Origin of the sequence: Lachnospira multipara LB2003 (assembly GCF_000702205.1) — a bacterium.
In the GTDB taxonomy this organism is placed as follows: domain Bacteria; phylum Bacillota; class Clostridia; order Lachnospirales; family Lachnospiraceae; genus Lachnospira; species Lachnospira multipara_A.
The window spans coordinates 23,396-37,244 of the sequence record NZ_KL370871.1 but is presented as its reverse complement, the minus strand read 5'-3'; the positions used below and the strand labels follow the sequence as shown (position 1 = coordinate 37,244).

The window sequence follows — 13,849 nt, the reverse complement described above, 5'->3', positions numbered from 1 at the left end:
GCTTATTTTACTCTCTTGTAATTAGATAATATTTAGATTAATATATAACTTTGTGAGATAAATATTGATACGAGTAATTTACGACAGATATAAGGAGTTTTATGAATACAGGATTTTTACCAATTACAAGAGAAGAAATGTTAGAAAGAGGCTGGGATCAGGTGGATTTCGTCTACGTTTGTGGCGATGCCTATGTTGACCATCCTTCTTTTGGTGCATCCATTATAACAAGAGTATTAGAGGCTAATGGCTATAAAATAGGATTTATAGCACAGCCAGATTGGAAAAATCCAGAATCAATAAATGTGTTTGGTAAGCCAAGATTAGGTTTTTTGGTTTCATCAGGAAATATGGATTCTTTGGTTAATCATTATACAGTAGCTAAGAAACATAGAAGTACAGATGCCTTTACACCAGGTGGCGTAATGGGTAAGAGACCAGATAGAGCAGTTATAGTTTATTGTAATCTTATTCGTCAGACTTACAAGAAAGATGCAATCATAATCGGTGGCCTAGAGGCTTCTCTTAGAAGAATGGGACATTACGATTATTGGTCAGATTCCGTTAGACGTTCCATTTTACTAGAATCAGGTGCTGATATTATTAGCTATGGTATGGGTGAGCATTCAATCGTTGAAATCGCAGATGCCTTAAATTCAGGACTTGATGTAAAGGATGTTACCTTTATTAAGGGAACAGTCTATAAGACAAGGGACGAGGATAGTATATATGATGCTATTAGACTTCCTGATTTTGAGACTATTGAAAATGATAAGAGAGAATATGCTAGAAGCTTCGCCCTTCAATATAAGAATACCGATCCATTTCAGGCAAAGACTATGTATGAGTGTTATGGTGGAAAGACATTTGTAGTACAAAACCCGCCAGCACTACCTCTATCAGAGCTTGAGATGGATGATGTATATAAATTGCCATATATGAGAGCTTATCATCCAAGTTATGAGGCAGCAGGCGGGGTACCCGCTTTACAGGAAATTAAGTTTTCCTTAACTTCTAATAGAGGCTGTTATGGTGAATGTAATTTCTGTGCCCTAACTATGCATGAAGGTAGAATTGTGCAGGCACGAAGTCATGAATCTATTATTACAGAGGCTAAGCAAATGATAGAAGATCCTGACTTTAAGGGATATATTCATGATGTTGGTGGCCCAACAGCTGAGTTTAGAGCACCAGCTTGTTCTAAGCAGATGACTAAAGGCGCTTGTGTTGGCAAACGTTGTCTATATCCAAAGCCATGTATCAATTTAAATGTAGATCATTCCGATTATTTGAGCCTACTTCGTAAATTAAGAAAATTACAGGGCGTTAAGAAAGTATTCGTTCGTTCTGGATTTAGATATGATTATTTAGTTGCTGATAAGAATAAAGATTTCTTAAAGGAATTATGTCAATATCATGTTAGTGGACAGTTAAGAGTAGCACCAGAGCATATTTCAGATAACGTATTATCTAAGATGGGAAAACCTGGAGTTGAAATCTACAATGAGTTTGTCAAGGAATTTGAGAAAATCAATAAAGATCTTAACTTAAAGCAGTATATTGTGCCATATTTAATGTCATCACATCCGGGTTCTAGATTAGAGGATGCTATTATGCTTGCGCAATATTTAAAGAAGCATCATATAAGCCCTGAGCAGGTGCAGGATTTTTATCCAACGCCAGGTACAGTATCAACAACAATGTATTATACAGGACTTGATCCATTTACTCTTGAACCTGTATTTGTTGAACATAATCCACATAAGAAGGCTATGCAAAGAGCTTTAATTCAATATTGGAAACCGGAAAATTATGATATTGTAAAGGAAGCATTAAAAGAAGCTGGTAGAGAAGATCTTATTGGCTTTGGTGAGGAATGTCTTATTCCACCACGTAAGATGACTTATACTTATAAATTATCTAAGGGTAAGGATAAAAACAAAAATAATAATGAACATAATAAAGACAAATATAAAAGTAAGGATAAGAGTAAAAATAGGAGTAAAGATGGGGCTAAGCCAGCTAAGATAAATAAAAAAATCAATAATAAAGAGTCTAATAGACACAAGAAAACAAGATAGATTAAGTTACAAATTAGATGATTAATAGGACGCGAGGTATAACTTTATAGTTACTACCTCGCTTTTTTCACATAAACTAAGACATAAGTACCAGATTTTAAAAAATATTCAAAAAAGGTGGTAATAGTACTTGCTATTTTTTTTTTCTTTTGATATACTAAGCCCATGTTAACGACGTGAGAATTTAATACTTAAATCTAGTGTAACTCTTTAATAGAGATTCGTATATTCTAAATTATTCTTGTGGAAATTTAGAACAATCCTTGGGCGTGAATTAGGAGGTTGTCTTATGAAAAATTCTTCTTTAAAAATGAAGCGTGTTGTCGGAATGATTTTAGCCTTTTTAATGGTGTTTAACCTGGTAGTCTTTACAGGTCAAGTTGGAGCATTTGCAGATGGAACAACTTCAAATGATGTTGGTGAATTAAATCAGAATACTTCTGGTGATACAACTTCAAATGGTGAAATTACAGTAAAGATTTTGACTAACTTTAAGGAGTTAACATCTGTAAGTGGAATTTCAGGATCAGGTAAAACGGAAATAGCAATGATACCACAAAAATATGGTACTAATGATGTTATTATGGGACTTCCTAATGGTTCTGCGTTAGTTAGACCAATTGCATTGGCAAGTGATACAAAAACATTAGATAGTATAACAGAATTTAAAAATTTAGTTACTTCTGGTTCAGCAAGTAAATCTGATATAGAGAGGGCAGCTGGTATTACTGGTACTAATTGTATTGATTCTAATGACAAAGAAAATGTTTATGTTGTACAACCAAGTCAAGCTGGAAAAGGTTTTGATCAATGTCCATATGGTAGTATAAAGTACATAGATAATGAGTGGCGTTATAATTGTAGTGGCGGTTATGTTAAAAAAGCAGGTCCATTCTATATCTACACATATGATACTAAATCTATAGCAATCTCTTCAGATAATGTAGAAGTAAAATTTAAAAATGATTTTACTCTGCTTAATACAGCTGGAACTGTTAATCCTTCATTATTAGAGGCTGTAATTAAATTAGACAATAATACTACTTATACAGTACCATCAATTGAATTATCTGATAACAAAGTAAACCCTGAAACAGGGGATGTAACAATAACAGCTAAAGTAGGCGTAGATGGTTCGTATATTGAAAAAGAAATTACAGCTGCAGTTAAAATTGAAGAATCGAGTATATTTGCAAAATTAAAGTCTGGCAAATATACAGGTGTTCAAGCTAAGACATTTACTAAGGATGAAATTGCAGTAGGTTACACATTAGATGGTGTAAGCCATACAGCTTCAGACTTTACATTAGTAGATCCATATGTAGATCCAAGTAAGGGAGATACTGAGATTACAATTTCATATGCAGGATATACTAAGCAGATTGTTGCAGCAACGAAATTAGAGGAGTCAGCTATCTTTGCAAGAGTAAATGGAGGCAAATATACAGGTGTTCTAGCTAAGACATTTACTAAGGATGAAATTGCAGTAGGTTATACATTAGATGGTGAAAGCATTACAGCTTCAGATTTTGAATTAGTAGACCCATATGTAGATCCAAGTAAGGGAGATACTAAGATTACAATTTTATATGCAGGATATACTAAGGAGATTGGTGCAGCAACAGCAATCACAGGAGATGTAAAAGCTAATGGTACTACAGGTGTTAAAGAGTTAATTAATAAGGTTTCTTCTATTACACCTAAGACTCAGAGTGTAATTAATAATAATTCAATCTCAACAGTTGAAGCTGCTATTCAAATTATGGAGACAGAAAAACTTGATAAGTATGTTAATGAAGCTATTGATATAGGAGATGCTAATGTTGCTGTAAAGCAGGATGGTACAGCTGCTAAATTACAAGCTAAGGTAAATACAGTTGATGCATCTGTAATTACTAATTCATTAACACCAGAAGAAATTATCAGGGTTTTAGCAGGTGAAAAAGTTGATTTAAGATTAGAAGTTGTAGTTGATGAAACATCAGATGCTAAGGATACAACTGGTGGACAGTTAATTGAAAGCAATTTAAATACTAATGAAAGTGCATATTATTTTACAGCAGATCTTTATAAGATTTTCAATGACGATGAAGATAATAAGTCTTCAATAACAGAATTTAGCGATGCAATTTCATTTACAATTGATATACCAGAAGAAATTAGAAATGAAGGTAGAGTATTCACACTTGTTGCAAGTCATGAATTAGCTGATGGAACATTTGAAACATTTGAGTTAGTTGATATTGATGATGATGATGCAACATTTACAGCATCAACAACTAAGCTTTGTACAATGGCTTTAGTATATGCTGATGAAGAAGTTGTAGAGGCACCTGTAATTGAGGCAGCTATTATAGAACCAGAAGTTGTATTAAATGACGGAGATGTATCTCCTGAGACTGCAGATCTTAGAAATGTATTATGGGCATTTATAATTACTGTAAGTGCTGGAGCAGTATTAGTTGTAGCATTTAGGAAAGAATTCCAATAATAGGGTTACACTAAATTAAAAGGGCAGAGAGACATTTTATATGTCTCTTTGCTCTTTTGTTATGCATTTTTTTAGAATAAAATTGACAAAATAGTATAAATAGTTTAATATACTTATAGAAGGATAATAAAAGCACGAGAAATTATAAGAGATTATGAGCTGATTATTTGATTTACTAGGGGGCTAAATTATGGTATGTCGTACTAAGAAAATCTTAATTGGCAAGTTATTAGCATTGATGGAGATTCTGTTGATGCTTTTTTGTGCTGTTTATTTGTCAGATTTTGCTTATGCTAAGGAAATTACGGTAACTAATGAAAAACAGATCGAGGTTTTATTTGTTAATGGTTTCTCCTTATCTATGGAGGCTAGAGCTATAAGAATGGATGATATTGAGGTTTATGTTAATGTTAATGATTCTAGAGTTATTACGGATTATAGCTTTATTGATGATATTGTGGCTCCGCAAAAAGCAGATACAACAATTACCATTAAGGTGGGAAATATTGAAAAAAATGTTAAAGCAGCTTACACAAAAGAGGAGTATGACTATGTCCTAGCTCTTGAAACTAACATGAGTGAACTTACAACAATGGAAGTTAGTAATGGTGTTTTAAATGAAAATACTGAAATAGCAACCGATGAGTATGAAGTTACTGGACTTGAAGATAAAGAGTATCTTGATAGTGTATCTAATGATGAAATCTATACACAAGAATATAAAGAGGATGATAATAGCGACCAAATATCAGTTCAAACAGGAGATAAATTTTTCTTATATTTGACTAGTTTATTTGCTGCCTTTTTCATTGCTTTAGTGGCATATAAAAATAAAATTTCCTTGAATAATCATAGTTGCTGATATATAATTATATACGCGATTATTGGAATTTAAGAGAATAATGTATTTTGGCAGCTCGCCAATAATCTTAGAATCGTAAAACTTTAATTAGTTTGGAGGATTGAATATAATGAAGAGAACATATGCAATTAAAATTAAAAGTTCTAAGCTCTTAAAGACAGAAGAGCAGATTAAAGAAGTAGAAGATAGAATTAAGGAAACAGCTAGCGAGTGTAAGTCTGTTGAATTATCTGATGAAGGTCAGATTGCTACAGTAGAAGTTGAGAAGGTAGAAGATTTCGCTGCTGCTCTTAATGCAGTAGTTAACGTTTTTAGAAAGATTGATGATAAATCTGAAGTTTCATATAAGTTTGCTTTAAATAATAGATAATAGAATCAATCTTACTTGATAGATTTTATAAGCCTGCAATCAAAGTTGCAGGCTTTATTTATGAAAGGAAATTACAATGGCTGATAAGAAATTAGTTGAAGAAATTAATAAAAGAAGAACCTTTGCGATTATCTCCCATCCTGATGCTGGTAAGACAACTCTTACAGAGAAGTTCTTGCTTTACGGAGGAGCTATTAATCTTGCAGGTTCAGTAAAGGGTAAGAAAACCGCTAAACATGCAGTTTCTGACTGGATGGAAATCGAGAAGGAGAGAGGTATTTCAGTTACATCTTCTGTTTTACAGTTTAACTATGATGGTTTCTGCGTTAATATCCTTGATACTCCTGGACATGAGGATTTCTCAGAGGATACATATCGTACACTTATGGCAGCAGATTCTGCGGTCATGGTTATTGATGCATCAAAGGGTGTTGAAAAGCAGACAATTAAGCTTTTCAAGGTTTGTGTTATGAGACATATTCCTATTTTTACCTTTATTAACAAGATGGATAGAGAAGCTAAAGATCCATATGAATTATTAGATGATATTGAAAATGTACTTGGAATTTCTACTTGTCCTATTAACTGGCCAATTGGTTGCGGCAAGGAATTTAGAGGTGTATATAGCCGTAAGGAAAGAGAAGTTTCACTTTTTAAGGCTGCTATGAATGGTCAAAAGGAAGTTGAAACAGAAGTTGTTTCTATTGATGATCCAGCTCTTCTTGGTGAAATTGGTGATACTTTTAAGGAAAAGCTTGATGAAGATATTGAACTTCTAGATGGTGCTAGTGCTGAATTTGACTTAAGAGAAGTACAGGCAGGTAACTTAACTCCTGTATTCTTTGGTTCAGCCCTTACTAACTTCGGTGTTCAGACTTTCCTTGAGCACTTCCTTGATATGACAACAGCACCACTTGCTAGACATTCATCAGAAGGGGATATTGACCCTGTTGAAGAAGATTTCTCTGCTTTTGTATTTAAGATTCAGGCTAATATGAATAAAGCACATAGAGATAGAATTGCATTTATGAGAATTTGTTCTGGTAAATACGAGGCTGGTATGGAAGCTAACCATGTTCAGGGCGGCAAAAAAATCCGTCTTTCACAGTCTACACAGATGATGGCTTCAGAGCGTCATATTGTAGAAGAGGCTTATGCTGGCGATATTATTGGTGTATTTGATCCAGGTATTTTCTCAATTGGTGATACAATTTGTAAATCTAATAAAAAATTTGCTTACGATGGAATTCCAACTTTCGCTCCTGAACATTTTGCAAGAGTAAGACAGATGGATACTATGAAGCGTAAGCAGTTTATTAAGGGTATTAATCAGATTGCCCAGGAAGGTGCAATTCAGATTTTCCAGGAATATAACACTGGTATGGAAGAAATTATCGTTGGTGTAGTTGGTGTTCTTCAGTTTGAAGTTCTTGAATACAGACTTAAGAATGAATACAACGTAGATATTAAGCTTGAGCCACTTCCATATGAATATATTAGATGGATTGAGAACCCAGAAGAGGTTAACGTTGATAGACTTGTTGGTACATCTGATATGAAGAAGATTAAGGACTTAAAGGGTAATCCATTACTTGTATTTGCTAATAGCTGGTCAGTTAACATGGTACTTGAACGTAATGAAGGCCTTAAGTTATCTGAATTTGGTAAAAATAATTAATATATTCACGAAATTACAGGTGATTAAATGGGAATTAGTATTAAACATATATATGAGGTATTAAAGAAGAGAGGCATGTTATCTTTTGTAAGAAATTCTAAGACATTTTATGGCAACGAATTTAAGAAAAAACATGTCAATTTAGAATACTGGAAATTCAAGAAAAACCTTGGGGATGCCATATCCCCAGTGGTTGTTGAATTTATGTTAGCAAAAAAAGGACTTAGCCTAAAAACTAAGACAAAAAAGACACATCATTTATGCGCAATAGGTTCTATTATTGGATCTTATGATTTTGATGCTGTTATTTGGGGTTCAGGCATTCATAATAAGACATTAATGGATGCTATTAGTAATCATAAATCTTACGTAAAGTATGATGTAAGGCTTGTAAGAGGTCCAAGAACAAGACAGATCCTTGTAGACAATGGATATAAAGTAGAGGAAAAATACGGAGATCCAGCTCTTATTATGCCACTAATCTATAAATCGGAAGCAGTGAAGAAATACGACATTTCAGTTGTATTACATATGAATACACTAAAGCTTGTAAATGTCCCTGCAAATGTGCATAAAATCGACATTGAAACAGATGACTATAAGTTTTTTATAGATGAATTAGTTTCATCAAAAAAGGTTATAACATCATCACTTCATGGCATAATTTTAGCTGAAAGTTACGGGGTTCCTGCTGTATTTTTAAGTACAGGAATGGATGACGAACTTATGAAATTCTACGATTATTATGAATCAACTAATAGATCTAAGTTCGTTATTGCAAAATCAATAGAGGAGGCTATTAAAGTTGAGCCAACACCTCTTGCAGATTTATCTAAATTGCAAGATAATGTTATAGAAACATTTCCATATGACTTGTGGCTAGGAGAGAAATAATGACAGACAACAAATTAGTTAGTGTTATTGTTCCAATTTACAACGGAGCAAAATATATAGATAGATGCGTTAATAACTTACTTAATCAGACATATAAGAATCTTGAAATTATTTTGATTAATGACGGAAGCACTGATGAAACCTTTGATTGTTTAAAGGAGCTTTGCAAGACTTATTCTAACATTAACGCAATTAATAAAGAAAATTCTGGGGTTAGTGATACAAGAAATCTTGGCGTTAAGATGGCTAAGGGTGAATATGTATATTTTTTTGATGTGGATGATGACTTAGAAGCTGACACTATTAAGGACAATATGGAATTAATAGGAGATGAAGAAGTAGATATTCTTTATTTTGGTTTTTGGTATCATATATTATCAGAGAATAGAATAAAAGAGACATGTATCAAGTCCGATTTTTCAGGAAACGAAACAGCTTTTTTTAATGAGGCATTTCTTGATTTAATGAGTGAAGAAATCTTAAATGCACCATGGAATAAACTTTATAGACGTGATTTTTTAATATGGAATAGAATTGAATTTGACACTAGTCTTTCAATCTATGAGGATATCTTATTTAATCTTAAGGCGCTAGATGCTGCCAGATTAATTAAGGTAAACCACAAAGCATATTACCACTATATGATTCAGGCTGATGGAACTGCTCTAACTAAATTTCATAATAATAATTATGATTCAGTTAAGAAGATTCACAAAGCCGCAATCAAATATATTAGCCATAACGGTGGTAACGAAGAAGCAATTAATAGGTACAATGACCTCTTTATAGAACAGGTTGCTTCCTACATAAAGCAAATTGCTAATAAAGAGGACCTTAAGGGAAATGCTAAGAACAAACTTATCAAAGAAATCATCAATGACAAGTATTTTGTAAATGTTATCAACTCCATGGATAATCTAAAGAAAAGAAAAGTTCTTTTGCGCCTTTTCAGTAACCACAATATGGTCTTTGCTCTAAAGGCAATGTACAAACTAACTAATAAGTAAAAAAACAGTACACAACAATTAAGAAATAATAATCGGGTCAAGTCGTAGGATTTGAACCCGATTTTTTTTGGCGCGGCCCGGAAGTGGTGTGGCCCGGGCACCATGGGGCGCGCTCTAACGGGTGTAAGTCTCGGAAGTGGTGGGGCTGCTGCAAGGAAATAAGTGGGTTCTGGGAAAGGTGATAAAGCTAGAAAATAAGGGGATTTCTGAGAAATGTATCTAAAACAGCAAGAAACTAATCAAAAAGGCAAGCTTTTTGGAAAATTTCCTCCTGTGTTTAATCTTTTTCGGACAAATAATCCAGATTTAGATTAATTCCACGCTCAAAAAGCAAGTAATGTGTGAAATTTATTGCCTTTATTGTGAATTTTTGTCGTCTACGGATTAACTGTTAAAATGATAGAAATAATGAAATTTGGAAAAGTAATCTTTTTGGCTTTAAATTTCTTGATTTGGGCAATATCCAACCTATCTCCCAAGACATAACTTCGTTAAACCCGCCCGTAAGCCTAACCCCAACCTTAAACCACCCCATCACTTCCAAACATCTCTACACCCCACCCCACCCGACTTTGAACCCGATTTCTTTTTTCTCTTCAACCCTTGTTATTTACTGAATCGCGTGTTATTATAAATATAGAATTTATCGAACAATTTAATAATATAATTGTTTTACCTTAAATTCAGTGAAGGTATCGATAATGGTAAGACAGAATTACGAGACTTCATTGCAGTTACTTCATAATTGCAGTTGCTTCAAAATTGCAGTAGGGGACATTTTAGGCGTAAAGGACATGAAGGTGAAAAAATGGAGAAGAAAAGATTTAATCTAAAACCTATGGTGGGATTAGTATTAGCTTTTGTTTATTTGCTTGTTGTGGTGAGTACTAATCTTCTTTTTTTACCATGGGGGAAATCAAAGGTATATGCAGCAGGATCTGTAATTGCATATGCACATGTTACAGAGGGGGTAACGAATTTACGATTTAGAAATTCCATGGATACTAGTAACACCAATAACGTTATTACTAAAGTTGATGGTGGACAGACCATGGATGTCTATTCATCAGAAAAGGATTCTTCTGGGGATGATTGGTTATATGTTGCCATGAACATTAATAATTCATACACATATGGATATGTTTATGCAGAGTATGTAACTATTGATTCTTACGTTGATAATAATACTTCTGATGAGTCATTCGAGGATTATCTTAACAGACAAGGATTTCCAGAAAGTTATAAGGATGGGTTAAGACATTTACATGCATCATATCCTAATTGGGTATTTATTGCAGACAAGACAGGTGTTGATTGGAACACATTAGTAGACAATGAAAATGTTTTGGGTAGAAGTCTTATTTATTCAAGTGCAGCATCTTCTTGGAAGTCAACAGCCAGTGGATGTTATGACTGGAATACAGGAGAATATACACAGCTTGATAGTGGTGGATGGGTTCAGGCAAGTGAGGAATTAGTCTCATATGCACTAGATCCTAGAAACTTCTTAACAAGCACATATATTTTTATGTTTGAAAAATTATCCTTTAATTCAGTTCAACAAACACAAGAGGGCTTACAAAGCATTATATCTGGTTCCTTTATGGATGGTTCAAATCATGACTTAAGTTATGATGGAACAAGTTATAACTATAATAGTGGACTTTTTCTTGCAGGACGTATGTCAGGGGTAAGCCCATATCACCTAGCATCAAGGATTTTACAGGAACAAGGATTTAATGGCGGCGGAAGTAGTATTTCAGGAACTGTTGGAGGATACGCAGGCTATTACAATTATTACAACCAGGGTGCATATAGTTCAGGGGGAACATCAACTGTGGTTAACGGCTTAAAATATGCATCAAATAATGATAGTTCAAGTTTGCGACCATGGAATACGCGAATGAAATCTATTGTTGGTGGTGCAATTCTTATTGGTAAAGGTTATATAAATGCAGGCCAGGATACTATATATTATGAAAAATTCGACATAAAGAATTTCTGGCATCAGTATATGACTAATATATTGGCTGCAAGATCAGAATCAGCTATAGCTAGTAATGCTTATTCAGAAACAATGAAGAAAAATACAGCTTTAGTTTTTAAGATTCCGGTATATGATAACATGTCAGATCAAGTCTGTGATTGCCCAGTTGGAAGCGGCAGCGCCAATAATAAGTTAAGAGAGTTAAGTGTATCAGGATGTAGTTTAACACCAACATTTAATAAAGACACAAGCAGTTACTCTGTTATTGTTGATAATTCTGTCAGCCAGATACAGATTAATGCTAATGCAATTGATTCAGGGGCAAGTGTTTATGGCACAGGAACTTATGGACTTAATGTGGGAGAGAATAATTTCACAGTAAATGTAACAGCACAAAATGGGAATACAAGAAGTTATAGTATAAAAATTATACGTACGCAGGCCACAACTAGCGGAGACTCTGGTTCAGCAAGCGGAGGATCAGCGGGTTCCGGAAGTGGAAGTTCAAACTCAGGCAGTTCAGCGGGTTCCGGAAGTGGAGGTTCAAACTCAGGAAGTTCAGCTGGCAATGCAGAGCTTAATGTAACTACGAGTCTTAAGTTAAATAACAACTCTAATTTGGTTTCTGGCATTGGAATTGGAACAAGTGTTGATAGTGTTAAGCAGGCAGTGCAGGTAAGCAATGGATATTGCAAGCTTGTTAACACAAGTGGTAATGATAAGAGTGGAGTTATTGCCACAGGGGATAAACTAAGAATTTTTGATAATAATGGTAATTTAAAAAATGAGTATACAGTTATAATTTATGGCGACATTAATGGTGATGGAGCTGTGGATTTAATGGACATTGTTAGATTAAAGAAATATATTATTGGAACTACAATTCTAGATAAATGCTATGTGGAAGCTGCTGATGCCAATAGAAATGGCACAACAGATATTTTAGATGTGGTTGCAATAAAAAGACATTTAACTGGCAAGAAGTATATTGTTGAGTAGAGGTGAGAGTATGAGAAGAGGAAGGATTTTTTTATCAGTTGCATTAAGTATGTGTTTTGCATTGTTGCTAATTTTTAGTAATAAAAGTATTACACAAGCGGCTAATACGGCCAATGTATCAATTAGTAGCGCAAGCGCAACAGTTGGAGAAAATGTAACAGTGTCAGTTACCGTAAGTTCAGGGGCAGAAATATATGCAACACAGATGTATTTATCATATGATAGTAACATTTTAGAGTATGTGTCAGGCTCTGCAGATACTAATGGCGCAGGAACATTAGGGTTTGTAAATACAGATACATTTACATCTAAGACTTTTACATTTACCTTTAAGATAAATGGAGTTGGCACAAGCAGAATAAGCGTTGTTGGTAATACAAGAATTATAGATGGCAACGAAAAGGATATGACAGTTAGCAGTAATGCAGGTTCTGTAACAGGTATAGCACAGGCAAATTATTCAAGTGATAATTCTCTTAGTTCACTTAAAATAAGTCCTGGTGTCTTATCACCTTCATTTTCACCGGATGTGACATATTATACAACAAGCGTAGATGAGGATGTTGATGAACTTATAATTAATGCAGTGGCTAATGATAGTAATGCAAGTGTTTCAGTAAAGTACCCAAATCTTGATCCAGGTTACAATCAGACTTTTGTAGTTGTTACAGCCCAAAACGGTACTACAAGAACATATACAATCGAGACTACTAAGGGAAGTGCCATGGCAACAGAGGAGCAGACCGTAACAGCAGAAAGCGAGCCAGTTAGTGATGATATAGAAGAAAAAGAAATTGTTCTAAATGGTTACAGATTTAAGATTGCAAATGATGAAGAAAAACATCCATTCCCAGAGGGCTTTGTGGGAGTGAATTATACAGAGTATGAGGGTGTAACTGTAAGAGCTGGTAAATCAGAAACCACAGGTCTAGTACTTATGTATCTAGAAAATCTAGATGGACTAGGAAAAAGCGGCTTTTATATTTACAATAGCTCAAATGGTAATTTTTATTCATACAATGAAGTAAAGCAGCCAGAATTAAAATACACAATCCTACCACTTGACGAATCCAACATGGAGATTGAGGGATTAACAAGGACAAGTGTTAATATTGCTGGATTTGATTGTGAAGTTTATACAGATAAAGATAGAACATTTTTTGTATTTTATGGAGTAAGTTCTACTGGAGAAAAAGGCTTCTACAGATATTTAATAAGCGAAGGCACAGTGCAAAAATTTATTAGTGATGCAGTGGTTGCAAGCGATACAGATGTTATAGGCTATAGTAAAAATGAGACTAAGAATTTAACATCTTATAGATGGTATTTTTACCTGGCTTGCTTGGTATGTGCAATTATTCTTCTTGCAGCAGTAATTATAATTACAATTCAAAGCATAAGACTTAACAAGTTAAGTACTGGAGAAGAAGATATAGAGCTAGACGATGATGATGATTTACCATTAGATGATAAGTAATAC

At 34.0% G+C, this 13,849-nt stretch carries 10 protein-coding genes; all 10 read left to right on the top strand.

Annotation, left to right across the window (positions count from 1 at the left end):
• Positions 1 to 101 precede the first annotated feature (101 nt).
• The gene (locus T537_RS0109640; RefSeq protein ID WP_081823285.1) at positions 102 to 2,081 is read left to right on the top strand and encodes a YgiQ family radical SAM protein; all 1,980 of its coding nucleotides are present in this window, start codon (positions 102 to 104) and stop codon (positions 2,079 to 2,081) included.
• Between the two features lie 289 nt (positions 2,082 to 2,370).
• Positions 2,371 to 4,572 carry a hypothetical protein gene (locus T537_RS0109635; RefSeq protein WP_031557553.1) on the top strand — a complete coding sequence of 734 codons (2,202 nt, stop codon included), beginning with the start codon at positions 2,371 to 2,373 and terminating at the stop codon, positions 4,570 to 4,572.
• 190 nt (positions 4,573 to 4,762) lie between these two features.
• Positions 4,763 to 5,434 (top strand): hypothetical protein, encoded by a 672-nt coding sequence (locus tag T537_RS0109630; protein ID WP_031557551.1) that lies wholly within the window; start codon positions 4,763 to 4,765, stop codon positions 5,432 to 5,434.
• Between the two features lie 109 nt (positions 5,435 to 5,543).
• Positions 5,544 to 5,804, top strand: a complete 261-nt coding sequence (locus T537_RS0109625) for a hypothetical protein (protein WP_031557549.1) — start codon at positions 5,544 to 5,546, stop codon at positions 5,802 to 5,804.
• 76 nt (positions 5,805 to 5,880) lie between these two features.
• The gene (locus T537_RS0109620) at positions 5,881 to 7,482 is read left to right on the top strand and encodes a peptide chain release factor 3 (protein ID WP_051554908.1); all 1,602 of its coding nucleotides are present in this window, start codon (positions 5,881 to 5,883) and stop codon (positions 7,480 to 7,482) included.
• 27 nt (positions 7,483 to 7,509) lie between these two features.
• The gene (locus T537_RS12530; protein WP_031557547.1) at positions 7,510 to 8,376 is read left to right on the top strand and encodes a polysaccharide pyruvyl transferase family protein; all 867 of its coding nucleotides are present in this window, start codon (positions 7,510 to 7,512) and stop codon (positions 8,374 to 8,376) included.
• The gene (locus T537_RS0109610) at positions 8,376 to 9,383 is read left to right on the top strand and encodes a glycosyltransferase family 2 protein (protein WP_031557545.1); all 1,008 of its coding nucleotides are present in this window, start codon (positions 8,376 to 8,378) and stop codon (positions 9,381 to 9,383) included. Before T537_RS12530 ends, T537_RS0109610 begins: the two co-directional genes overlap by 1 nt.
• A 701-nt stretch (positions 9,384 to 10,084) precedes the next feature.
• A complete protein-coding gene (locus tag T537_RS13135) occupies positions 10,085 to 10,216 on the top strand; it encodes a hypothetical protein (protein WP_278244475.1) in 132 nt (43 codons plus the stop codon).
• Entirely contained in the window at positions 10,192 to 12,369 is a 2,178-nt protein-coding gene (locus T537_RS12525; protein ID WP_051637213.1) for a dockerin type I domain-containing protein, read from the top strand. The genes T537_RS13135 and T537_RS12525 overlap by 25 nt, the downstream gene beginning before the upstream one ends.
• 10 nt (positions 12,370 to 12,379) lie before the next feature.
• On the top strand, positions 12,380 to 13,846 hold the full coding sequence (locus T537_RS0109590) for a cohesin domain-containing protein (RefSeq protein ID WP_031557540.1): 1,467 nt from the start codon (positions 12,380 to 12,382) through the stop codon (positions 13,844 to 13,846).
• Positions 13,847 to 13,849: the final 3 nt, after the last annotated feature.